The organism is Bradyrhizobium sp. MOS001 (assembly GCF_004634465.1).
GTDB lineage: Bacteria > Pseudomonadota > Alphaproteobacteria > Rhizobiales > Xanthobacteraceae > Bradyrhizobium > Bradyrhizobium barranii.
Genome location: NZ_SPVJ01000038.1, coordinates 26931 through 49067, shown reverse-complemented (window position 1 = coordinate 49067; position 22137 = coordinate 26931). Strand labels below are relative to the sequence as shown.

General features: G+C 64.6%; 31 protein-coding genes. 14 read left to right on the top strand and 17 right to left on the bottom strand.

Annotated elements, in window-relative coordinates; genetic code table 11:
- Positions 1–24: 24 nt before the first annotated feature.
- The 3 genes from CT676_RS44415 to CT676_RS32440 all read right to left on the bottom strand — a co-directional run bounded on the left by CT676_RS44415 (position 25) and on the right by CT676_RS32440 (position 1081).
- Positions 25–171: a hypothetical protein gene (locus tag CT676_RS44415; protein ID WP_166096368.1), complete on the bottom strand. Its 147-nt coding sequence runs from the start codon at positions 169–171 to the stop codon at positions 25–27.
- Positions 172–454: 283 nt separating this feature from the next.
- Positions 455–709 (bottom strand): hypothetical protein, encoded by a 255-nt coding sequence (locus CT676_RS32445; RefSeq protein ID WP_028161188.1) that lies wholly within the window; start codon positions 707–709, stop codon positions 455–457.
- A 207-nt stretch (positions 710–916) separates the two neighbouring features.
- A complete protein-coding gene (locus CT676_RS32440; RefSeq protein WP_166105775.1) occupies positions 917–1081 on the bottom strand; it encodes a Flp family type IVb pilin in 165 nt (54 codons plus the stop codon).
- 307 nt (positions 1082–1388) lie between these two features.
- Here CT676_RS32440 and CT676_RS32435 point away from each other — a divergent pair, with 307 nt between their 5' ends.
- Positions 1389–2711, top strand: coding sequence for a hypothetical protein (locus tag CT676_RS32435; protein ID WP_135216143.1), 1323 nt, complete (start codon positions 1389–1391; stop codon positions 2709–2711).
- A gap of 5 nt (positions 2712–2716) precedes the next feature.
- Here CT676_RS32435 and pdxY read toward each other — a convergent pair whose 3' ends face one another.
- The 3 genes from pdxY to CT676_RS32420 all read right to left on the bottom strand — a co-directional run bounded on the left by pdxY (position 2717) and on the right by CT676_RS32420 (position 5073).
- Positions 2717–3535 (bottom strand): pyridoxal kinase, encoded by an 819-nt coding sequence (pdxY, locus tag CT676_RS32430; RefSeq protein ID WP_135216142.1) that lies wholly within the window; start codon positions 3533–3535, stop codon positions 2717–2719.
- A gap of 153 nt (positions 3536–3688) precedes the next feature.
- Positions 3689–4333: an FMN-binding negative transcriptional regulator gene (locus CT676_RS32425; RefSeq protein ID WP_135216141.1), complete on the bottom strand. Its 645-nt coding sequence runs from the start codon at positions 4331–4333 to the stop codon at positions 3689–3691.
- A gap of 107 nt (positions 4334–4440) precedes the next feature.
- Positions 4441–5073 carry a TetR family transcriptional regulator gene (locus tag CT676_RS32420; RefSeq protein ID WP_135216173.1) on the bottom strand — a complete coding sequence of 211 codons (633 nt, stop codon included), beginning with the start codon at positions 5071–5073 and terminating at the stop codon, positions 4441–4443.
- Between the two features lie 97 nt (positions 5074–5170).
- Between CT676_RS32420 and CT676_RS32415 the strand changes: the two genes are divergently transcribed.
- From CT676_RS32415 to CT676_RS32405, 3 genes are all read left to right on the top strand, one after another.
- Positions 5171–5836: an O-methyltransferase gene (locus tag CT676_RS32415; protein ID WP_135216140.1), complete on the top strand. Its 666-nt coding sequence runs from the start codon at positions 5171–5173 to the stop codon at positions 5834–5836.
- A 222-nt stretch (positions 5837–6058) separates the two neighbouring features.
- A complete protein-coding gene (locus tag CT676_RS32410) occupies positions 6059–6403 on the top strand; it encodes a multidrug efflux SMR transporter (RefSeq protein ID WP_014495640.1) in 345 nt (114 codons plus the stop codon).
- A complete protein-coding gene (locus tag CT676_RS32405; RefSeq protein WP_135216139.1) occupies positions 6403–6972 on the top strand; it encodes a TetR family transcriptional regulator in 570 nt (189 codons plus the stop codon). Before CT676_RS32410 ends, CT676_RS32405 begins: the two co-directional genes overlap by 1 nt.
- Before the next feature lie 12 nt (positions 6973–6984).
- On the opposite strand, the gene CT676_RS32400 is transcribed toward CT676_RS32405, so the two are convergent.
- Together CT676_RS32400 and CT676_RS32395 are read right to left on the bottom strand one after the other, a co-directional pair.
- The gene (locus CT676_RS32400) at positions 6985–7317 is read right to left on the bottom strand and encodes a hypothetical protein (protein WP_244623323.1); all 333 of its coding nucleotides are present in this window, start codon (positions 7315–7317) and stop codon (positions 6985–6987) included.
- A 118-nt stretch (positions 7318–7435) separates the two neighbouring features.
- On the bottom strand, positions 7436–7717 hold the full coding sequence (locus CT676_RS32395; protein ID WP_244623322.1) for a hypothetical protein: 282 nt from the start codon (positions 7715–7717) through the stop codon (positions 7436–7438).
- A gap of 36 nt (positions 7718–7753) precedes the next feature.
- Between CT676_RS32395 and CT676_RS32390 the strand changes: the two genes are divergently transcribed.
- Positions 7754–8032, top strand: coding sequence for a DUF3551 domain-containing protein (locus tag CT676_RS32390; protein WP_193560920.1), 279 nt, complete (start codon positions 7754–7756; stop codon positions 8030–8032).
- Positions 8033–8047: 15 nt separating this feature from the next.
- Here the strand turns inward: CT676_RS32390 and CT676_RS32385 are convergent, their stop codons facing one another.
- Both CT676_RS32385 and CT676_RS32380 read right to left on the bottom strand, forming a co-directional pair.
- Positions 8048–8275: a hypothetical protein gene (locus tag CT676_RS32385; protein ID WP_224580733.1), complete on the bottom strand. Its 228-nt coding sequence runs from the start codon at positions 8273–8275 to the stop codon at positions 8048–8050.
- Positions 8276–8514: 239 nt separating this feature from the next.
- Positions 8515–10437, bottom strand: a complete 1923-nt coding sequence (locus tag CT676_RS32380) for an FAD-binding monooxygenase (protein ID WP_167768226.1) — start codon at positions 10435–10437, stop codon at positions 8515–8517.
- A 102-nt stretch (positions 10438–10539) separates the two neighbouring features.
- Here CT676_RS32380 and CT676_RS32375 point away from each other — a divergent pair, with 102 nt between their 5' ends.
- Positions 10540–11004, top strand: a complete 465-nt coding sequence (locus CT676_RS32375; RefSeq protein WP_135216137.1) for a MarR family winged helix-turn-helix transcriptional regulator — start codon at positions 10540–10542, stop codon at positions 11002–11004.
- 121 nt (positions 11005–11125) lie between these two features.
- Positions 11126–11557, top strand: coding sequence for a hypothetical protein (locus CT676_RS32370; RefSeq protein WP_085399034.1), 432 nt, complete (start codon positions 11126–11128; stop codon positions 11555–11557).
- Between the two features lie 67 nt (positions 11558–11624).
- Here the strand turns inward: CT676_RS32370 and CT676_RS32365 are convergent, their stop codons facing one another.
- The gene (locus tag CT676_RS32365; RefSeq protein ID WP_166105773.1) at positions 11625–12242 is read right to left on the bottom strand and encodes a L,D-transpeptidase; all 618 of its coding nucleotides are present in this window, start codon (positions 12240–12242) and stop codon (positions 11625–11627) included.
- A gap of 335 nt (positions 12243–12577) precedes the next feature.
- Between CT676_RS32365 and CT676_RS32360 the strand changes: the two genes are divergently transcribed.
- Positions 12578–13603 (top strand): hypothetical protein, encoded by a 1026-nt coding sequence (locus CT676_RS32360; protein ID WP_135216136.1) that lies wholly within the window; start codon positions 12578–12580, stop codon positions 13601–13603.
- Between the two features lie 360 nt (positions 13604–13963).
- The gene (locus CT676_RS32355; RefSeq protein ID WP_027530842.1) at positions 13964–14194 is read left to right on the top strand and encodes a hypothetical protein; all 231 of its coding nucleotides are present in this window, start codon (positions 13964–13966) and stop codon (positions 14192–14194) included.
- A gap of 96 nt (positions 14195–14290) precedes the next feature.
- Here the strand turns inward: CT676_RS32355 and CT676_RS32350 are convergent, their stop codons facing one another.
- A complete protein-coding gene (locus CT676_RS32350; RefSeq protein ID WP_135216135.1) occupies positions 14291–15073 on the bottom strand; it encodes an SDR family oxidoreductase in 783 nt (260 codons plus the stop codon).
- 127 nt (positions 15074–15200) lie between these two features.
- Between CT676_RS32350 and CT676_RS32345 the strand changes: the two genes are divergently transcribed.
- Both CT676_RS32345 and CT676_RS32340 read left to right on the top strand, forming a co-directional pair.
- Positions 15201–15590 carry a hypothetical protein gene (locus CT676_RS32345; protein WP_135216134.1) on the top strand — a complete coding sequence of 130 codons (390 nt, stop codon included), beginning with the start codon at positions 15201–15203 and terminating at the stop codon, positions 15588–15590.
- A 111-nt stretch (positions 15591–15701) separates the two neighbouring features.
- Positions 15702–15950: a hypothetical protein gene (locus CT676_RS32340; RefSeq protein ID WP_071914451.1), complete on the top strand. Its 249-nt coding sequence runs from the start codon at positions 15702–15704 to the stop codon at positions 15948–15950.
- A gap of 16 nt (positions 15951–15966) precedes the next feature.
- Here CT676_RS32340 and CT676_RS32335 read toward each other — a convergent pair whose 3' ends face one another.
- From CT676_RS32335 to minC, 4 genes are all read right to left on the bottom strand, one after another.
- On the bottom strand, positions 15967–16152 hold the full coding sequence (locus CT676_RS32335; protein WP_014495656.1) for a hypothetical protein: 186 nt from the start codon (positions 16150–16152) through the stop codon (positions 15967–15969).
- A 212-nt stretch (positions 16153–16364) separates the two neighbouring features.
- Positions 16365–16646 carry a cell division topological specificity factor MinE gene (minE, locus tag CT676_RS32330; RefSeq protein ID WP_071914453.1) on the bottom strand — a complete coding sequence of 94 codons (282 nt, stop codon included), beginning with the start codon at positions 16644–16646 and terminating at the stop codon, positions 16365–16367.
- The gene (minD, locus tag CT676_RS32325; RefSeq protein WP_063983591.1) at positions 16643–17458 is read right to left on the bottom strand and encodes a septum site-determining protein MinD; all 816 of its coding nucleotides are present in this window, start codon (positions 17456–17458) and stop codon (positions 16643–16645) included. Before minD ends, minE begins: the two co-directional genes overlap by 4 nt.
- Positions 17459–17479: 21 nt before the next feature.
- A complete protein-coding gene (gene minC, locus CT676_RS32320; RefSeq protein WP_063983592.1) occupies positions 17480–18178 on the bottom strand; it encodes a septum site-determining protein MinC in 699 nt (232 codons plus the stop codon).
- A 371-nt stretch (positions 18179–18549) separates the two neighbouring features.
- On the opposite strand from minC, the gene panB reads away from it, so the two are divergent.
- A complete protein-coding gene (panB, locus tag CT676_RS32315; protein ID WP_135216169.1) occupies positions 18550–19371 on the top strand; it encodes a 3-methyl-2-oxobutanoate hydroxymethyltransferase in 822 nt (273 codons plus the stop codon).
- Between the two features lie 119 nt (positions 19372–19490).
- Here the strand turns inward: panB and CT676_RS32310 are convergent, their stop codons facing one another.
- Entirely contained in the window at positions 19491–20507 is a 1017-nt protein-coding gene (locus tag CT676_RS32310; RefSeq protein WP_167768225.1) for an ABC transporter substrate-binding protein, read from the bottom strand.
- 99 nt (positions 20508–20606) lie between these two features.
- Here CT676_RS32310 and CT676_RS32305 point away from each other — a divergent pair, with 99 nt between their 5' ends.
- Positions 20607–21254: a TetR/AcrR family transcriptional regulator gene (locus CT676_RS32305; protein ID WP_063983595.1), complete on the top strand. Its 648-nt coding sequence runs from the start codon at positions 20607–20609 to the stop codon at positions 21252–21254.
- An 84-nt stretch (positions 21255–21338) separates the two neighbouring features.
- A complete protein-coding gene (locus CT676_RS32300; protein WP_135216132.1) occupies positions 21339–22109 on the top strand; it encodes an ABC transporter permease in 771 nt (256 codons plus the stop codon).
- Positions 22110–22137 lie beyond the last annotated feature (28 nt).

Below are 22137 nucleotides of genomic sequence, written 5' to 3'. Positions count from 1 at the left end.
CCGCATCGAGCTGCGCAAGTTCGCTCAGAAAAATCCGGGGCTGAGATCGAGCCCATAGGTCAGGCTCAGCACGAACACGAACAGCGCGGCGGCTGCGAACAATGCAATATGTCTGAGAATAAACGCGCGCGGCGAGGTGGTGGCAATAACTGCTTTTTGCGCAACGGGCATGACGGCTCCATTATGAAAACGGTTTTTGGCCGCCACTAAGCGGCGCCCGCATCAGGCGCCGCGATCTGCAAAGCAACTATTAAAGAGATCACACTCGTCTTGAACGGCCGTCCACAATCGGCGCGCGACGGCGGTTTTTCTTGCCGCGACTTTCTCAACCCGCGCACGGCCGCGCCAGAACGTGGCTCGCTTCTCAAAAAAAAGACCGCGCTCCTGAAAGGGAACGCGGTCCATGCAGGCTCGGGAGGAGACGAGCCTGTTTCATGTCTTCAAGCGATTGAGATCAGCGGGCCGTGCCCGTCGTGACGTCCGCGGTCTTGACCTTGCGCGGCGTCAGCACGCGGGCCTGGTGGACCGAAGCGACCGTGGTCGGCACGGTTGCCTGCTGCTCGACATGCGCGGCACCAAGCACGCGCACCTGCAGGGGGGAGACCGGGAAACCGTTGGCCTCATAGGTCGGCAGCTCGGCGGCGAAGGCCGCAGTGCTGCCCGCGATCGTCAGGATGGCGGCGGCGATCGACAGAGTCTTCTTGTTCATTGGTGATGCTCCTGAGTGGAAGGTTCGGAGCACATTTAAGCGCGTTTTGCTGCATTGCGACATGCTCTGTTGCATTGCAACAGCGCGCCCTCTGCATGGCAATATGTTTAATGCGCACAAGCGCTTGGTCGAATCCCCGCCGGACGCGACATGACGCTTTTATGGGCGGCGGTCAGGCACCGAGCACATGCCCCGCGTCCACGCGGCTTATTTCAACGCCGTCGCCAGCGATTGCAGCTTTGCGACGAGATTGGTGCCGAGCGCATAGATGATCTCGATGATCGCCAGCGCGATACCGGCTGCAATCAGACCGTATTCGATCGCGGTGGCGCCGGATTCATCGGCGGCAAATTCGATCAACAGGCATTTCAATTTCACAACTCGCATCCTTCCAACTCTACCGCACGTTGCCGGTACGGGAGAGATACCAAGTCGCAATCCAAGATTGAGTAAATTCAATCCCTTCAATTTGATGACAATGAATGGCTGCCGCTTTTCAGCCACTTGCCGCCCCTGAAACCGCAGGGAATTCGCGTTGCGCCTCTGCAACACCCGCCCGAAAAGACCCATTTCGCCCATTTGCGCCATTGCGCCGCCACACCATCCTCCGAACAATTGACGCGTCGCGTGCCTGGCTGTGCAAGATTGGTTCGAACAGAACCGTTTGGAGGCAGGGATCATGAATGATCGGCGGTCTCTTCTGGTGGCGGTCTCGTGCCCCTCGGCCGTTCTCGCCGGCTGGCTGGTGCTCTCCCTGTCCGCCTGCGCTCCGGCCCTCATCGAGAAAAGCAGCGCCAATGCTGCCGCCGTGTCGCGCGCGAAAGATCTTGGCCGGCTCGAGCTCGCCGACGTCCCGCATGCCGCGGCCATCGAGGATGGCATCGCCCTGACCGCCGATATCGCGGCCGCTGTCGCTGCGACGCCGAATCCGGATCCGGCCCCCGAGGCCGCAACAGCCGAGACGCCCGCCGCCGTCATCAAGCTCGCCTCGGCCGATCCGGCCCTGATCTTGCCGGCGGAAGCGCCGCCGGCGCTACAGATTTCGCCTGGACCGGCGCCCGTCCTCAGCGAGGCTGCACCAGCAGAGGCCGCACCGGCGCCGGAGCCCGTGGTCAAACTCGCCTCCGCCGATCCCACCGAGATCGTGACGACAGATGAGCTGTCGCCCGCGGCGATCGCGACCGGCCCAGCGCCTGCCGCGAGCAAGCCGTCGCCGCCGGCCGACACCGTCGCCGTGCTCGATGAGTGCTTTGTAATGGACGCCTGCATCGACCGCTATCTGTGGACGCTCTATCAGCGCACCGCGAAGGAGGATTCGATCAAGGTCGAGGACCGCCGCCCCGTCACCATCAAGCGCAGGGGCAAGATGGTCACGGTGATGCGCAGCTTCACAAAGCTGGTCGATCAGGATTTTGGCTGGAAGGATCCGAAAGCGGCCGATCGCGCCAGCATGCCGATGATGGATTACGTCATCGGCGGCATGGACAAGAGCTTCAAGCGAAAGCTGTTTCGCATGCTGCTCGCAGCCGAGGCCGCCGGCCTGTCGCCGGGCATCACCAGCGCGTTCCGCGACGACTACCGCCAGTCGATCGCGAGCGGCCTGAAGGCCGCCTCCGACCGCTCCTATCATGGCGGCAGCACGCGCGGTGGCTACGGCCATGGCATGGCGGCCGACATCGTCAGCACCCAGGGCAACAACCGCGCGCAGCGCTGGGTCTCGACCGAAATCCTGTGGAAGTGGGTTGACGCCAACGGCAAGGCATTCGGCATTGGCCGGCCCTATCTCGGCCGCGATCCGCCGCATGTCGGCCCGGTCGACGGCCAGGAATACATCTCGAAGCGTGGCACGGGAGATCGCAAGGAAGCGACCAACGTGAGGTCCAAGAAGGTGATGCGGGCCGCGGCCCACGCAAAGCTGCGAAAGACACACGCCGCGCGCGAGCAGAAGAGTTTGGCCAAGCCGCAGAAGTCGGCGCAATCGGCCGGCAAGCGCGCGACCTGACCCTGTTACGGCTTCCGCCCGGGGATCGGCAGCGGTACGAGGCGCATCTCGGCGGTGCCTGCGTCTTGCGTGCGCACCAGCACCGCAAAGATGGTTTCGACCGCAAGCCGCACCGCCGCCTGCATCGCCTTGCCCTTGGCCAGATGCGCCGCAATCAGGCCGGTAAGGAGATCGCCGGTGCCTGAGGGGCGGATCGGCAACCGCGGCGTCGCAAAGCGCGACAGCTGGCCGTCGGCGCACAGGATCGTCTCCACCTGCCCTTCTGCCGTGTCGGCGAGCGTGCAGCCAGTAGCGACGACATCGATGCGACGTTGCCCCGCCAGCGCCGCGCAGGCCGTGCGCAGGCTCTGAGTGTCCGCGATCGTGACGCCCGACAGCAGCTCGAGCTCGAACTGGTTCGGCGTGGTCAGGTTGGCGGCCGGCAGCAGCCGGTGCTGCACCACGTCCAGAATGCCGTCGGCAACATAGACGCGGCCGTCATCGCCGATCACGGGATCGCAGAGATAGACCAGCTTCGAATTCCGCGTCAGCGCCCGCTCGACGAAGTCGGCGGTCACAGCCGCGTTGCCAGGCGAGCCGAGATAGCCGGTGACGAGCACCGCGGCCTCATCGACGAGGTCGCGCTCCTCGACGCCTTTGAGGAGATCGGCGACGAGCTCGGTCTCCAGCACCCGCCCGCGCAACGTCGGATAACGCGGATGGTTCGACAGCAGCGTCGTCGGCACCGCCGCGACGTTCACGCCCTCCGCCTGCATGGCAAAGGCCGCCGCGCTGTTGCCGACATGGCCGTGAACCACCTGGCTTTGAATGGAGATGACGAGCATTGAGAGGTCCGTAGGGTCAAATACTGGATGACGCAAGGTAGCCCGGATCGAGCGAAGCGTAAGCCGGGGTCTGAGATTCCAGCATGATTCCCGGATTGCGCGGAGCCTGTCATCGGGCGGCCGCTTCGCGCCGACCCGTTGGCTCCATCCGGGCTACGGGACAACGCCATACCCCAGCCCCGGCCGCAGCGCCTGCATCTTCCGCGCCAGCCGCCGGTGCCCCGTCTCCTCCGACCGCGCCAGCCGGTCGGCGACCGCGATATGGTCCGCATCGCTCTTGTGCTGATTGAGCTTGGCCTGCCCCTCGACGGTGTCGACCACGAGATCGACGACCCGGATCGCAGCCAGCATGCTCTCGCGCTTGCCCGGCTCCATTTGCGCGAGGTCCCAGGGCTGCTTCGGCAACCGTGCCTCGGACACCGCAAGCAGCGCATCGCCATGCCCGCGGTTCTCGTCCAGTTCGCGCAGATGCGCCACGCCCGACAGGTGCACGGCCTCGTAGAGCCAGGTCGAGACATTGTCGCGCGAAGAGTACCAGTCGTTGGAGATGTAGGCGTCGTCGCCGGCAACGATCAGCAGGAAGCGCCGCGTGCCGTCTGCGAGCGACACGAGCGGATTCTTGGCGGTGAAATGGATCTGCACGATCACCTGCCCGTTGCGCTCGACCAGCACGAACGGCACATGCGAGGCCCGCGGACCGTGCTCGTCCGCCGCGACGATCATGCCGAAGCCGCGTTGCCCGGCAAATTCCAGCGCACGCTGCTCCTCGATGCGAAACTGGGGGCGAAGCACATGCATGGCACGGGTCTCAATGGCTCGAATAGGGAATGGCGAGCGAAGGCTAACCCACCAGCCGGCAAGATCTGAAGAATAATCGGCCCGCAAACGCCGATGTCAGCAATGCCTCAGCGCCGCGCCAGCGTCGCAAGATAGGCGCAGAACATGTCGGCCATGGCATCGGCATAGGCTGCGATCTCCGTCTCGCTCCGCGTCTCTTCCGAAAAACTCTTGCCGACCTCGCTCAGCGTCGCCGTGATCAGCTCGCCGGCAAGGATACGCGTCGTATCCGAGGCTTTCGGCAGCGCCTCCCGCATGAACGCGGCGACGATCCCCTCGCCGGCTGCCCGGGCGTCCTGCGCCTCGGGCGCGTCGCGATACAGCAGTGCAGCGTCACTGAGCGCGACGCGAATGGCGGCCTCCTCGCACTCGGAACGAATAAAGGCATGGACCAGCGCGCGCAGCCGCGTCGGCGGCGGCTTCGTCGGGTCCGCCAAAATGCCGCGCAGAAGCTCGCTTGTGCTCCGCCACTCATCGCTCTGGAGACGGAACAGAATCGCCGCCTTGTTCGGAAAGTATTGGTAGAGCGATCCGACGCTCACACCGGCCCGCTCGGCCACCCGTGCCGTGGTGAAACGCTGCGCCCCTTCCTTTGCCAGGACCTGAACAGCGGCATCCAGAATGGCGGCCACCAGCCCGCTCGATCGGGCCTGTTGCGGCTGTTTTCGTGAGGAAATTGAACGGCTTCGGCGATCGGCCATGGCGTGCTCGGGCAATGCGAATAGGAAATGCGACGAATTAGTCGTATCTCAATCCCTGCGCAAGCACGCGCTTCTTCGCGAACTCCGGAGACATCAAATGACCACCCCGACCATCACAACGCTTGCGCCGCTGCTGGATCGCCTGTTTGACGAAGCTGAAGCGGCCAGGGGCGCAACACATGCCGCCGTCGCCGATTTGTCCGACGCAGACCGGGCGCGGATGATGCGGAGCAAGACCGATTACCGCGACCTCTACGGACGCTTGAAGGACGCACCGCTCGCGGTCTCGCGCGAGACAGGTCACCTGCTCTACATGCTGGCGCGCAGTTCGCGCGCCAAGGCGATCGTCGAGTTCGGGACCTCGTTCGGCATCTCGACCCTGCACCTTGCCGCAGGCTTGCGCGACAATGGCGGCGGCCGCCTCATCACCAGCGAGTTCGAGCCGTCCAAGGCGGCGCGGGCGCGGGACAATCTTTCGGCTGGTGGGCTGATCGATCTCGTCGAAATCCGCGAGGGCGATGCGCTGAAGACGCTCAGCGCCGATCTGCCCGACACGATCGACCTCGTGCTGCTCGACGGCGCCAAGGCGCTCTACCCGGAGATCCTCGATCTGGTCGAAGGCCATCTCAAGCCGGGCGCGATCATCGTCGCCGACAATGCCGACGACAGCCCTGACTACCTCGCGCGCGTACGCGGGCCCGCAAGCGGCTACATGTCCACGCCCTTCGCCGAAGACGTCGAGCTCTCCGTGCGGATCAGCTGACGTTGCATAAAATCGACACTCTGAGCCGTCGTGCGATCTGTCGCGCGGCGACTTCGTCTTCTCGGCGAAACAGCCAAAACTCCGGCAAACCGCCGCCAACAGGCTCCGCCCTGTCGCAGGCTCGTCACTCACACGTGATACCTCCACCCGCCAAAAGCCATGTTTCGCGTGCTAAACATACCTACCGCGCGGTATCTTTCGCGTCCCCATCCCGAGCCGGCCATGACCTCCGCCTTCAATGCCTACGCAGCGCTTGCCCTCGCCATCGTCTTCGAGGTGACCGCGTCCGCCTTCCTGCAGCAGTCCGCGCAGTTCACGCGGCCATGGCCGACGCTGGCCATGGTGCTGTTCTACGTCGCCTCGTTCTACGCGCTGTCGGTGGCGATCCGGGTCATTCCGCTCAGCATCGCCTATGCGATCTGGGGCGGCGTCGGCATCATCCTGACCGCCACCGTCTCCTTCGTGCTGTTCCGCCAGATGCTGGACGCCGCGGCCTTCGTCGGCATCGGGCTGATCGTGTCAGGGGTCGTGGTCATCAACCTGTTCTCGCAAACGACGGCGCATTGATGCCGGCCAGCGCCTACTCCCGCGCCAAGCAGCCCGAGCAGGTCCGGCGCGCCCTGCTCGACCATGCCGCGGCGATCGCCATGGATCACGGCGTATCGGGGATCACGGTGCAGGCGGTGGCGGCGGCGGCCGGCGTCACCAAGGGCGGGCTGTTTCATCATTTCGGCAGCAAGCAGGCGCTGATCGAGGGCCTGTTCGCCGATCTCCTCGGCCGCGTCGATGCCGAGATCGACGCCGCTATCGAAGCCGACCCGAAGCCGCGCGGCAGCTTTACGCGGGCCTATGTCAATGCGGTCTTCACCGGCAAGGCCTTCGGCTTTGCGACGCCCTGGGCGGCGCTGAGCATGGTCGTGGTCACAGATCCGTCCCTGCGCCGGCTCTGGAACGACTGGATGAAGGCGCGCCTGAAGCGTCACGGTACGACCGACACAGCGCCCGAACTCCACGTCGTACGCCTCGCCGCCGACGGCGCCTGGCTGTCCTACATCACGACGGGACAGACGCGCATGGGCGCGGACTTGCGTGCCGTGCACGACCGCCTGATCGCACAGACCTATCGGCGCGGATAACCGGAACGACGGCTATTGGCTCTGCACTGCCTTGGGCGGACGCGGCGCGGATTTGGCCGGCTTTGCACCGGACTTGGCCGCCGCGCGCGGCGGCGGTTCGTCGACGGACACCAGATAGGCGGCGAGCGCCTTGGCGGAGTCGGCGCTGGTTACGTAATGGTCCTTCAGGAACCAGGCGAGCGTCAGGCTAAAGCGCCCTTTCGCCAGTCCCCGCGGGCTGCGATGGCAGGTCGCGCAGCCGTCCGCGAAGAGCTTTGCGGCCGGCTTGCCGGCATCGAGGTTTTGCGCGGACGCGACCGTCACCGTCAGCGCCGCGGCTGCGAGAGTCACCAAAGGCGCGATCACGTCGCGCCCCGGTCGAAACAGCGAAATCAATGTCGTCCCCTAGAGCGTTTTCGAGCGAAGTGGATTCCGGTTCGCGTAAAGAAAACGCGTCAAAAGAAGAATCGGCCCCGTCGCGCGCTCACGCCGCCAACAGCTGATCGAATTCGGGCGGAGTGTAGGCCTTGCCGTCCGGGTCGGTGATGACGACCTTCCATCCCTCGCTCGCCCATACTTTTGCCTTCGCCACGATGAGCAACCGGCTCTCGCGGGCGAAACTGCACTTCTCATTGTCGCGTTCTGCGACCATCTTATAGGCCAATGCGCATCCCCTTGCGTCGTCCTGCACCCGCTCCCTCGTGGCAGCGGGCTTTGGCGGCAATTCGCCGGGAGCGTGGCAATTTGGTGCCATCGACGGCAGCATTGTGCCCTGGTTCCAACTGAGCGACGGAGATTGATCGTGCGCAGCATCAGAAATGCGATTCTGCTTGTCGCGGGCTTGCCTGGCGTGGCGCTGCTTGCCACCGCACCTGCGCGGGCGCAGACCTACGATCCGCGCTATCCCGTCTGCATCGAGATCTACACCATCGACGGCAGCAGCATCGATTGCAGCTTCACGTCGATCACGCAGTGCGCCGCGACTGCTTCCGGGCAGTCCGCCCAGTGCTACGCCAACCCTTATGCCCTGCGGAGCCGGCCACCGGGCCCGGGTCCATCGCCGCCGCGACGGAACCGTTAAGGTATCGCGATCCGCTTAGTGGACGCGAATGATATGGGGACGGCCGAGATCGATCAGCCCCTGCACCGCCGAGAGACGGTCGTCCAGCGCTGCGATGGTCAGCAGCAGGTTGTTGCGGCGCTCGTCGAGCATGCCCATCTCGGCACCGGTGAGCTTCGTGCTCGTCCGCTCCTTGTGAATCCCGTCGAGGGATTTGCGCAGCCCGGCGATCAGGCTGGACAGCTGTTTGGCCTCCTTGGTCATCGACCGCTTCGCGACATTTTGGCGGCGCGTCTCCGCCTGGCTCTGTCTCATCGTCATCCTCCCGTTGCCCCGCTGCCCCGAGTGGATGCTTACAGCTTTGAGTACACATATTACGATCGATGAAATCTGCCCGCGAAGAACTTTCTTAAATTGGACAAGCCGGGAACCTGACTCGAACCAAACGGAAAGCCCGGCGCGAGGACCGGGCTTTCGTTGGCAACGCCAGGGCTGTTTGAGCGTCAGCTCGCTTGCAGCATGAACGCGTCGAAGTACGCCGCGAGCGCAGAAAAAGCGTCGATCGGAAGAACCTGCGCGACATATTGGTCGGGGCGCACCACGACGATGCAGCCAGCCCTCCGATCGATACCGCGCATGGTGAAAACGTCCTGGCCGCTCTTGAGGTCCGGACAGAACATCTTCTCGTAGTCGATCAAGCCGTGTCGCCCCTTGCGCGGCAGCAGCAGCGCCGGCATCGCCTCCACGGCGAGCGCGCGATGATCCTGCTGGAAGACGGCACGCAGGTCGATCACGCTGTCGATGTCGGCTCCAGCGGGCGTATGGCGACGGACCGGCGATTCACGGGCCTCTGCGAGAAAATCACACAGCGCGCGGATCGCCGATCCCGCGGCGGCGGGATCCTCCGCGGGCGAGAACGCGTAGATGCGGAAGCGGCCATCAGCCTGCGATGCGTGGCCGAGATGGACAGGCTTGGCATCCCCGAGCCGGATCACCGGCGCGGAATGAAAGCGTGTGCCGATGACGAGGCCCTGCGCGAGTTGCTGATGGGATGATGCACCGGTGAGGAGCGACGGCCGGTAATGCGTCGCGGTGCCCGCGGTGTAGCGCCCGTGCCTGACGAAATAGTCCTGCGTCCTGGCGGCATCGGCACCACCGGCCTTGGCGGCGGAGGCGAGAATTCCTGCCCATTCGCGATCGAAATCGATCAACTCCTTCGCCACCGCCTGGCGCTCGGCCGAATAGGAATGCAAGAGGCTCGGCGCACTCTGCCTCCGGAGGACGGCCGCGAGCTTCCAGCCGAGATTGAAAGCGTCCTGCATCGAGACGTTCATGCCCTGCCCCGCCTTCGGGCTGTGGGTATGGCAGGCATCGCCGGCGATGAAGATGCGCGGCAGGCGCGAGGCGATCTCGGCCTCCGGCACGTCGTCGAACTTGTCGGTCAGGCGCTGGCCGATCTCGTAGACCGACCACCACGCGATCTCCTTCACGTCAAGCGTGTGCGGCTTCAGGATCCGCTGCGCTTTCGCAATCACGTCATCGGCCGTGATGTTGCGATTGGCGACGCGCTCGCCGACATCGAGTTTTGCGAGCTCGACATAGAGGCGGACCATGTAGCCGCCTTCGCGCGGAATGATCAGCAGGCTGCCATCCTTCGCCGACTGGATCAGGGCCTTGAAGCGGATGTCGGGAAAATCGGTCACCGCCAGCACGTCCATCACGCCCCAGGCGTGGTTGGCGGAATCGCCATGCAGTTCGCGGCCGATCGATTTGCGCACCGTGCTGCGCGCGCCGTCGCAGCCGACGACGTAGCGCGCCCTGATCGTCTCCACCTTCCCCTCATTGCCGGCATCGGCACGTTCGAGGCGCACCGTCACGGCATGGTTGGCGGGACCTGCCGCCGGATCGACCTCGAGGTCGAGCAGGCGCCGGTTGTAATGCGGTTCGAGCTTGGCCGGCGATTTGCGCATGAGATCGAGAAAGCCGTCATGGATGCGCGCCTGGTTGAGGATGACATGCGGGAATTCAGACAGCCCGTCCTCGACATCCTGCACACGCCCGCTGCGGACGATCGTCTCGGGCTTCCGTTCGTCCGGCTTCCAGAACGTGGTCTCGTTAACCCAATAGGCTTCCTTCAGCACGCGCTCGCTAAACCCATAGGCGTGGAACATCTCCATGGTGCGGCAGGCGATGCCGTCGGCCTGCCCGACCAGCAAACGGCCCGGCTTCTGCTCGACGATGCAGGTCTTGATGTCGCCGAATTGCGCAAGCTGGGCCGCGAGCGTCAGGCCCGCAGGGCCGCAGCCGACGATGAGGACATCGACCTCTTCAGGCACGGCCCCGGCTGCGCCCGAAGCCTGAATACGTTCGGCGGGATCGGCGATTTCAGGATCGCCCGGCTGAAATCCATTGAGATGGAATTGCATGAGCACCTCTCCCGTCAACGTCTTCTTCGATATTGCTCAGTATGCTGACTATCAGTATACTTGTCAACGATCCGCGCATTCCCTGCCGCAACGGAGAATTCGGTGAAAGACAACAACGACATACCCGGGCACCTGGCGCGCCGGTTCCAGCAGATCGCGGTGGCGGTGTTTCTGGCCGAAGTCGGCGAAGCCGGCTTCGACCTCACGCCGGTGCAATACGCGGCCCTTGCGACCATCAAGGCCAATCCGGGGCTCGACCAGGTGACGCTCGCAGGATTGATCGCCTACGACCGCACCACCATCACCGGGGTCATCGACCGCCTCGTCCAGAAAGGCCTTGCCGAGCGCCGCGCCTCCAGCCGCGACCGCCGCGCCCGCGAGCTCGAAATCACCGACGAGGGCCGACGCACGCTGCGCAAGATCACTCCGGCGGTGGAGTCCGCCCAGCGCGTCATGCTGCGCGGCCTCAGCGCGAAGGAAGGTGAAGAGCTGATGCGGCTGCTGCGCAAGGCCATTGCCGCCGGCAATGAGCTCAGTCGCGCCCCGCTGCGCGAGCTGGAGGCATGAACCCCGTATTTCCATCCGTAATTGTCGCAGTGCCGCGAAACCTGGAACTAACCTTCGGCTGCTAGGGTCGGCAACATTCGGCGTTTAACGCGCGATTTACTTTGCCGCTCGGGAGTTTCGGATGTTCAGGTTCCTCATTGCGGCGACGGCCATCGCGCTCTCGGCCGGCCCAGCGCTTGCTAACGGCCATGGCGGCGGCGACCCTGCTCCGCCGAAGCCCGAGGCCACGACCGCACCGGCAAAGGTGGTCCTGACCAAGCAGGGCCCCACGCTCGTCGACCTCAAGGGCATGACGCTCTACACTTACGAGCGCGACACCACCGGCAAGACGTCGAACTGCAACGGCAAGTGTACCGAAAGCTGGGTCCCGCTATCCGCTACGGTCGACGCCAAGGCCATCGGCGACTTCACCGTGATCAGCCGCAACGACGGCAGCAAGATGTGGGCGTACCGCTATCGTCCGCTCTACACCTCGCCGGCCGACAAGGCGCCAGGCGATGCCAACGGCAATGCTACGACGCTGCAATGGCGCGTCGCCCGGCCTGAGAACTAGGTCTCAACCGGCAGCCCTGCCCACGACGAAAGCCTCGTGAGCAGTGGAATAACCGATCGCACCGCGCTTAGCCGCGCCAGCTAGACCCCGCGTCGACCCGTGCATTCTGCCCGGGCGGCAGCACCACCACCGTGGCATTCAGCTTCACCCGGTCGAACAGATCGATCACGTCCTCGTTGCGCATCCGGATGCAGCCGGACGAGATCGCCTGCCCGATATATTCCGGCTGGTTGGTGCCGTGGATACGGTAGAGCGTGTCCTTGTTGCCGAGGTAGAGGTAGATGCCCCGCGCGCCCAGCGGATTGGCGGGGCCACCGGCGACGCGCGCCGGATACGGTCCGAGCCGCGCCTGGATCTCCGCTGTCGGAACCCAGTCGGGCCATTCCGCCAGACGGCCAACGCGCGCGACGCCGGAGAAGGCCATGGCTTCCTCGCCGACCGCGACGCCGTAGCGGATCGCCTTGCCTTCGGGCAGCACGAAATAGAGGTAGCGCGCATCAGTATCGACCAGGATCGTGCCCGGCTGCTCCTTGCGCGGGTAGTCGACGATATGACGGAGATATTGCTCCGGCACGTTCGCCTGCGCGTAGGGCGTGTGCGCAAGCAACTGCCGGTCGCGCGGCGTCATGCTCGCATCCGTCGATGGAGAAAGCGTCGTCTGCATGCAGCCGGCGAGCGGAAGCATGGCCATGACGAACAATACGATTAGAGATTTTGGCACCACCGGCCCCCCGATAGCGGATAGCAGCGCCCCCAGCCCCACTAGATGCTGCCCAAATCGTGCTGAAAAAAAGGCAGTGCGGAACACGTGCGCGTGTTCCACTGGCCTGGTTCCATCACCACAAACGGCGGAGAAGCGTCGCACAGTCTCCATCCCCTCGCCTTGCTTTGGTCAAACCCGGCTGGACTCGTGGGTCATCGTGCTGACTCATCGGATTTGGGATGGGTTCACCTCGACAGATCGGCTCGCGCCAATGCGGACGCCCATACTTTAAACACTCGGACTTCAAAGGAGCTGCGATGCTCGCGACGCTGAACTCTAGGCAAATCGTCGATGAGATCGTGAAGGACACGGTCAAGGACAACGATCCGCACGACGCCGTTGAGATTTCACCCGACATGGTGCTGGCTTCGCGCCCCATCAGTGGTGCGCCCGCGTTGGCCCCTGAGATCGCAACCCGTCCAGAGCCGAAAATAGATCCGAAATTCGCGCCGGAGCGCACCATCAATCCGGAGCCGAAATTCAGTTCCGTCCTGGAGCCGCAGGCGGCAACGCCCTCGGTCGACACCGCCGTGCGCGTCGCCGCCAGCGATGGTCGCAACCGGCAGAAGCGATCCTCCGCCGGCAAATGGCTGCGCGGCGCGTTCGTCATGATCTTGTTTGCGGGCGGAAGCGCGGCCGCCACTGTCGCCTGGGAGAAACATGGCGACACGGCCAGGCAGATGCTCGCCGAATGGACACCTGCGTTGACTTCGCTGTTGCCTTCGACATCGCGAACGGCGGCACCGGTGACCGCCGCGCCGGTCACCGCCGCGCAGGCCGCGCCGCCCGCGGAGCCGGTCGCAACGGATCAAGCGGCGGATCAAGCTGCTCAACCTGCGGCGCCGCCTCCGGTTCAGGTTGCAGCAGCAGCACCTGTCGCAACACAGCCCGATCCCGCGCAATCGGTCCAATCGATGACGCGCGATCTCGCAGCGATGGCGCAGCAGATCGAAGCGCTCAAGGCCAACATCGCCGAGCTGAAGGCCGGGCAGGAGCAGATGGCGCGCGAGATGGCAAAACCACCCGCGCCAAAGCCGGTGGCTGAGGCCAAGCCGGTCGATCCGCGCGCGCGCGTGTCCACGCTCCCGCCGCGATCTCCGGCGCCTCCGGTTCGCAAGCCGAAGCCGGTCGTGTCGCAAACCTACATGCCGGCCTATTCGCCCGCGCCGCCTGCACCTTCGCAGGCTGCCGCGGCCGCGCCGACAGCAGCACCGGTCGCCACGACGCAAGCCGTTGCCGATGACGACGGACCTGTCGTGCGTCCGCCGATGCCGCTGCGCTAAACCAGGCGCCGGCGCAGCGTCGCTGTCGCGACGTCGCCCAAGCTGTCCGAGTCGATGCGACGCGTTGAGTCCGGGCAATCGATCGTCTTCCGTCAAGAGAAAAGGCCGTCGGGATTTATGCCGCCGGCCTTCTCTTGCAGCTGCCGGTTCCCGGAGCCCGGTTCTGCTGCAATTCCATGCCTTATGATCACGTCGACATATTTAATAAAATCTTAACGCACCTGAATGCTGCACATGATTTCTGCGCCATAAGCACAGAGATTGCGCGACCCGTTCATTCGAAAATATCGACTCAGTGGTATCATCCGAGATGTGTTGAGACTTCCACTGAAGCTCACGTCGTCACACCGGGGAAATCGAATGCCCTACTATTCCTTCGATCTCGTGGTTGGTGAAGAGTTCAAGAACCAGGGTGGAATCATCCTCGAAGACATCGAGGTCGCTTCCGATCGCGCCGTTCAATTGGCTACCGAGCTGTCGCAGGTGAAGCCGGAGCTGCAACGGAAGGGTTGCGCGGTGCGCGTCACCGATCGCGATCACAACGAGGTCTATCGCACGCCGCTCGATCCCGTGCCGGCCTGGCGACGCTAGGCCACAGCATTTTCGAGCGATTTGGAAACCGGTTCGCGCAAAAAGCGCGTCGATCCGGGACTCAAAAGTACCGTTCCGGGTCATCGGAACGTGGCCTTAGCCGTCCAGCTCCGGCGGCTCGAACCAGTTCGTCAGCGACAATCCGCCGTCGACGACGAAGGCTGCCCCGGTGACGTAACCCGAGAGCTTGTTCGACAGCACCGCAAGCGCCATCGGCGCGAGGTCCTTGGCCTCGCCGAGGCGCCCGAGCGGAATGTGCTTCGCCAGCGAGGCGTCGGCAACGAACCCGCCCGCCGCGATCGCGCCGGGCACCAGCGCGTTGACGCGGATGTCGTGACGCCCGAGCGTCTTCGCGAGCTCCTTCACCAGCATCGCCATTCCCGCCTTCGCCGTCGAATAATGCGGCAGGTTGCGCGGCGTGCCCGCGTGCAGCGAGGTGAGAAACAGGAACGAGCCCGGCCGTTTCGCAGCGATCAGCCGTTTTGCCAGCCCGCGCGCCAGATGGAATCCGGCATCGAGATTGACGGCATGCATCTCCTGCCAGGTCTTGCGGTCGACCGCGAGCGCATGATCGGCCTCACGCCGCGGCGGCGATGCGCTGTGCACGAAATGCGTCACCCCACCGATCCCCTCTGCGGCGGCCAGCAGGGCATCGCAAGCGTCTGACCTGGCGAGATCGCCGACCCACGGCACCGCCAGTTCAGGCCTGCCGCTCGCGCTGATCGCCGCACTCACCCGCTCCAGCCTCATATCGGCGAACATGGTCCGAACGCCCTCGCCGACCAGCGCCTGCGCAATCGCGCGGCCGATGCCGTTGCCTGCGCCGGTGACGAGAGCCGTGTCGCGTGCGGGGTCGAACGGCGTGCTCAACAGGCTCATGTCGCTCTCCGTGGCCAGGACGGGGTGACGATAGCGCACCGCACCGGGGAGCGACAAATACGTCCCGGCACCATTGCGGAGTGGCTTGCCGGACGCTAGCCTCCAAAAAACGGAGGAGATACCAAGGATGCGCACCGGTTTCCTGATCGCAGGTCTGTTACTGCTCGCCGCGCCGGCCCAAGCGGCGGACCGTGTACGCTCGACCTATGTGACGATGGTCTTGCAGGCCTTCGCCGCCAAGGTGGAATGTCCGAACACCGATCTCGTCTATCAGGACCTCGTGCAGAAGGCGCAGCAGATGCAGCTGCCGGACGGCACCACCGAGAAGGTGCGCAAGGCGATCGCCTGGATGCACACCGGCGGCAAGATGGGCGAGAAGCAGGACGACGATTTGATGGCCGAGGTCGCGGTCGCGACGCAGGCGACCGACATGGACCAGCGCCGCCTCGGCATGCCCGGCTGGTGCGAGGCCCAGAAGACCAACCTCGCCGGCCTGATCCGCAGCAAGGGCGGCTAGGCGCTCTCTCGCGGGCATTAAGCACGCCGCGGCGGAACCGTCGCGGCGGCTAACTATCGTCATAATCCTCGACACCATGCGGCCTCTTCGAATTCGAACAGGAGAGCCCACATGCGGAGTATCCATTTCGTTTTCGCCGGCGCATTTGCGGCCGCCGCGGTGCTGACCGCGCCCGCCCTGGCGAAGAATTCCGATGCCCAGAAAGGCGAGGAAAAATCCACCTCGTCATCCTGTAGTGCCTACCAGCAGGCGCCCGACGGCTCGTGGGAACCGCTGCCCTGCAAAGAGACAGGCGAGCGTCCCCAGCCGCAGACACAAAATCGCACTCCGCAGCCGGGCGCCGACCGCGGGGAGCGCTGAGCGCGCTGGCCGCGGATCAGCTCTGGTGCGGGCCGCGGATGATCTTCATGGCGTCCTCGATGTGACGCCACTCCTTGGCCTCATCGGCCTCGCCGCGGCCCTCACAGGCCTGGGCCTGCTCGGCGGCCTTCGCAATCGCAGCGAAACCATGTTTTTCCAGCATCTGGCGCGCGATGGTGTGGACCTGGACCTCGGATATCATGGGCGCTCTCCTGTTCAGGAAACCGCAGCGCCTGGCTTGGCGCTCCGCGGCCTCTGACAACGATTTCGCCGCAGGTCCCGTTCCGCCCACGACCGATCACATCGGCAGGCCCGGAATTCGAACTGACGAGCAAGCAAGACAAAGGCGGTCCGCTATGCCCAGCGGACCGCCTTCTCACCCACCCCAAATTTGCAGTGTACCGGCCGGATCCCCTACCCGACCGCCGCGCGCTTGCGCTCGATATCGTTCGGCACCTCGATATCGACCTCCAGGGTCGATACCTCGTCGCCGCGATCGAGCCGGACGATGACCTTGGTCGGGTCCAGCGTGACGTGCCTGGACACGACAGCAAGAATTTCCTCGCGCAGCACGCCGAGCAGATCGGGCTGGCCGCGCAATCCGCGTTCATGGGCAAGCAGGATCTGCAATCGCTCGCGAGCGACCGGGGCAGAGGCCTTCTTGCCGCGGAGAAGCCGAAGCAGACCCATGCTCATGCAGCCCTCCGTCGCAGCAGACGATCCATGAAGCGCCTGCGCTCGGCCGGAACCTGCATCGCCACGGTGTCGCCGCACAGCCGCCGCGCCGCGTCGATATAGGCCCGTGCGGGTGCGCCGTCCACGTTCGACAGCGTCACCGGCGTGCCGACATTGGAGGCCTTCAACACGTCCTGGCTCTCGGGGATGATGCCGAGCAAGGGCGTTGCGAGGATTTCGAGGATGTCGTCGATGGTCAGCATCTCGCCGCGCGCGGCGCGCGAGGCATCGTAGCGGGTGATGAGAATGTGCTTCTGGACGTGCTCGCCCTTCTCGGCCCGCACCGTCTTGGAATCGAGCATGCCGATGATGCGGTCGGAATCGCGCACCGAGGAGACTTCCGGATTGGTGACGATCACGGCTTCGTCCGCAAAGCGCATCGCCATGGAGGCGCCGCGCTCGATGCCGGCCGGGCTGTCGCAGATCACCCAGTCGAAGCGGTCGCGCAAATCGTCGATGACCTTGCCGACGCCCTCTTCCGTCAACGCGTCCTTGTCGCGGGTTTGCGAGGCCGGCAGCAGCCAGAGATTCTCCAGCCGCTTGTCGCGGATCAGCGCCTGCGGCAGCTTTGCGACGCCCTGCACCACGTTGATGAGATCGAACACGACGCGGCGTTCGGCGCCCATGACGAGGTCGAGGTTGCGCAGGCCGACATCGAAATCGACGACGACGACCTTGTCGCCGCGCTGCGCCAGCGCAGCCCCCAGTGCGGCGGTCGTCGTGGTCTTGCCGACCCCACCCTTGCCTGATGTCACGACCAGTACCTTACTCATCTGAAATGTCTCCTTTGCTGGTCAGTTCAGTGCTGTAATTCGCATGGTATTCCCCTGCAGCCAGGCCTGCGCCGGCTTGCCGCGCAAAGCGGCGTCGATGTCGTCCGCAGTCTGGTAAAATCCATCAATTGCAAGCAGTTCAGCCTCGATCTTCTGACAATAGATGCGGGCGCTCGTGTGCCCATTGACCCCCGCCATGGCACGGCCGCGGAGCGCGCCGTAGATGTGGATGGAACCGCCGGCGACGACTTCGGCGCCGGAGCCGACCGATCCGAGAATGGTGACGTCGCCTTCCGGGAAGATCACGGTCTGGCCCGAGCGCACCGGGCTATCGAGCAGGAGCGAGGTCGGCTTGGTTACGGCCTTCGCCTCGGCCTTCTTCGGCGCGCTCGGCTCGACCACGCAGCTGCGCCCTCCCGAGAGCAGCGGCGGCATCGTCGGCGTCAGCCGGCCCTCCTCCACCCCCTCGATCCCGAGCACCCGGATGTTGCGATCCTGGAGGCTCGTGAGCAGATGGGCGATGCCGGACTGGCTGAGATCGACCGAGGACAGATCGATCACCACGGGCCGGCCGGCGAAGAAACCCGGCGAGCGCGCAATCGTGGCGTCGATCTCCTGCAGCCAGTCCTGGATCGGAACCGTCGGCACGAACACGAAGGCCACGTAGGAGCGCCCGCGCAGGCGAACCATTTGGCGTTGGACTTTTGCTGCAGCCTCCATAGCGGCCGACTCGATCCCTGTTATTGAATGGTTAACGATGCGGCGGATTTGGTTAACGGCGGGTTAATTTATCCGTGGGTCACGTGGGGGTGTGGACGGGCTGGGCCTGCGGAAGGGCTTGGGCGAGCGCTTCCGCGCAACACACCGCTGTCATGCCCCGGCTTGACCGGGGCATCCAGTACGCCGCGGCTTATCCGCATCATGGCACGGCCTCTGGAATACTGGATCGCCCGCCTACGCGGGCGATGACACTGAGAATGTCGAGACAGTGGGCCCTCACGCCGTCCATTGTGATCGCAGGCCCGACCATCCGGATTGACATGCTCATGGCATCTGGTTTCGATCCGCCTCCCCCGTGGACGGAGCCGATTATGTCAATTCAGTCTTCCATCAGGCGCAAGACCGCGCCGGACATCCGTGCACGCAAGCGGGGCGAACCGATCGTGATGCTGACCTCCTATCACGCGCATACGGCCGCACTGGTGGATCGGCATTGCGACGTCATTCTGGTCGGCGATTCCCTTGGTAACGTCATGCACGGCTTCGAGACGACGGTGCCTGTTACGCTCGACATGATGATCCTTCAGGGCGCCGCGGTGATGCGGGGCTCGAAGCAGGCGCTGGTCGTCGTCGACATGCCGTTCGGCTCGTATGAAGCTTCCAGGGAGCAGGCGTTCAACTCCGCGGTGCGGATCATGAAGGAAACGCAATGCGGCGCGGTGAAGCTCGAAGGCGGCGTTCGCATGGCGGAGACGATTGCATTCCTGTCCGGGCGCGGCATCCCGGTGATGGGCCACATTGGTCTGACACCGCAATCCATCAACACGCTCGGTTCGTTTCGTGCCCAGGGGCGCAACGAGGTGGACTGGGGCCCGATCGAGGACGATGCGAAGGCCGTCGCCGATGCCGGTGCATTCTCGGTCGTCGTCGAAGCCGTGGCCGAACCGTTGGCGCGCAGGATTACGGAGACGATTGCGATCCCCACCATAGGCATCGGCGCGAGCGCTGCCTGCGACGGTCAGGTGCTCGTGCTCGAGGACATGCTCGGGCTGTCGCCGCGAACCCCGAAATTCGTCCGGCGGTACGGCAATCTTGGTCCGGCCATCGAAGCGGCGATCGAAGGCTATGCCGCCGACGTGCGGTCACGCACCTTTCCCGGGCCCGAACACGTCTACGAGATGAAAAAGAGCTGAGGGTGGCACCGTAGCCCGGATGGAGCGCAGCGAATTCCGGGACAGCGCATCCTCAGCGGCAGGTTTCCCGGATTGCGCTTCGCTCCATCCGGGCTACAAGCGGAAGCGTACCGCTCCCCCTACTTCTTCACCTTGCTCGCATCCATCTTGACGGCGGGATCCAGCATCTTCGTCGTGAACGCCGTCGTCACGTCGAACGGCTTCTCCATACCGAGATAGGTCTGGACCAGCTCATAGTCCTTCTTCATCCGCTCGCCGTCGATCCAGCCGAGACCCTTGGTGGTCGTGAACTCGTCGGTCATCAAATACTTGATGCGCTCCCACTGCCGCTCCTGGTTCTCCCTGTCGTGGCCGGAGACCTGGTCGAGCAGCGCCTTCAGGCACGGCGTGACGTCGGCGACACAGGCCGCAAAGGCCTTCTGCGAGATGCGGACGAACTCCTCGACCAGCTTCGGGTTCTTCTGCAGATAGGCGCCGTTGACGATCAGCGAATTGCCGTAGGGGTTGAGCCCGATGTCCTTCCAGTTGACGAAGCCGAGATCGCTTCCGAACTCCGTCACCTTCAGATCGTGCTCGTTGTAGAAATCGCTGATGATGTCGACGGTATGGCTCTTCAGCGCGGCGATCTTCGCGGTCGGGCCGATATTGACGAAGCTGACGGCATCAGGCGCGATGCCTGCGGCCTTGGCAAAGGCCGGCCACATCACGCGCGAGGCGTCGCCGGGCGGGTTGCCGATCTTGTGGCTCGGAAAATCCTTGACGCCATTCACGCCGTAGCTCTTCAGCCAATAAAACGTCTGGCCGGTGTTGGCGTAGATGCTCATCAGCGCGACATCGTCCGCGCCCTTGCTTTTCGCGACCAGCATCGTGGCGAGATCGGCGACGCCGAAGGCTGAGCCGCCCGAGCCGACCTTGGCGGCGGAGACGCCGGAGCCCTTGCCGACCTCGATGGTGAGGTCGATGCCGGCCTTCTCGAACCAGCCCTGCGCCTTGGCGTAATAGAACGGCGAATGGTCGGCCGTCGGCGTCCAGTTCAGGATCAGATTGACCGCCTCGCCCGCGCTCGCCGGCACCGCCGGCACACCGAGCATCAGGGCCAAAGCCAAAGCCGAGCCCGCAGCCTGCAAACGCTTCATCGCATCCCTCCTCATTGCCGCGACCCGGCTTGTCGCTCTCCCCATGTGAGGATACCAATGCAACAAGCCGCCCTCGACTTGTCAACTGTCTGGTTGGAAATGCCCGCAAAACGTTCAGGCGACACCGTGCCGCAGCGGCGCGATCCCGTCGCCACCCGCAAGAAGCTGCTCACCGCGGCGCGCCTGGAGTTCGCCCGGCACGGCTTTGCCGGCGCCCGCGTCGACGAGATCGCGGAGCGCGCCGGCGTCAACAAGCAGCTCGTCTACCACTACTTCGGCGACAAGGACGCGCTCTATCTCGCTGTGCTCGAATGGGTCTACGCCGACATCCGCGAGCAGGAGCGCCAGCTCAACCTCGAAGGCCTGCCGCCGGAAAAGGCGATCCGGAAGCTGATCGAGGCCTCGTTCGATTACCTCGCAACAAACCCCGATTTTATCGTGCTCCTGAACGACGAGAACCGCGGTGGCGCCCGCCACGTCCGGGGCTCGACCCGGCTGGAGGCGATGCATTCGCCGCTGGTGAAGAGCGTCTCCCACATCCTCCACGAGGGCGTTCGCACCGGCGTGTTCCGCAAGGGGATCGATCCGATCCAGCTCTATATCTCCATCGCCGGCCTCAGCTATTTCTATCTCTCCAACACGCCGACGCTGTCGGCGATCTTCGGCAAGGACCTGTCGAGCCGGGCGGCAAGGCGCGCCCGCCGCAGGCATGTCGTGGACCTCTTGCTGCATTCGCTCCGGCCCTAATCAACCAACTGGTTGAAACTTTCCGAAAGGCCGGCTAGGCTTAACTTCCAGCGGCATCGTCGCCGCAGTGACAGGGAGCAACCGGTGACCGGAGACGGCGCACGCACCTCGCGCAGCTTTGCGATCATCCTGGTCGTGCATCTCGCCGTGCTCGTGCTCTGGCAGGTCGCGGTCGATGCCTTCCACGTGCCGAAATTCATCCTGCCCTCCCCGCTCGCGACGGTGCAGACGCTGGGCACCGCGAGCTATGCCTGGGGCGCCAACACGCTGGTCACGGCGATCGAAATCCTCGGCGGCTTCGCCCTCGGCGCGTTCGTCGGCGTCGCGCTGGCCGTGATCTTCAGCTGGGCACCGCTGCTGAGCCTCGTGCTGCTGCCGCTGTTCGTGACGATGAACATGATCCCGAAGGTCGCGCTCGGCCCGCTCCTCATCGTCTGGTTCTCCTACGGCATCGTGCCGAACATCTTGATCGCCTTCAGCATCTGCTTCTTCCCGATCCTGCTGACCACCGCGCGCGGCCTGCGCGAGGTCGAGCCTGACCTGCTCGACCTCGTCAAATCGCTGCGGGGTTCGCGCTGGACGCTGTTCCGCAAGATCCAGTTGCCGGGATCGCTGCCTTACGTGTTCTCCGGCATGAAGGTCGGCGCGATCCTCGCGGTGGCCGGCGCCATCGTCGGCGAGTTCATCGCCTCCGAGCGCGGGCTCGGCTATCTCATGATCCAGGTGCAGTCGTCGCTCGACACGCCCGCGATGGTGATGGCCGTCGTGCTGCTGACCCTGCTCGGCGTCGCTCTCTACGGCCTGGTCCTCGCCCTCGAGCGCATGTTCGTGGTCGGCGATGCGAGGCAAACTTGAAACGGCAGAACTAACGACAAGGACCGAT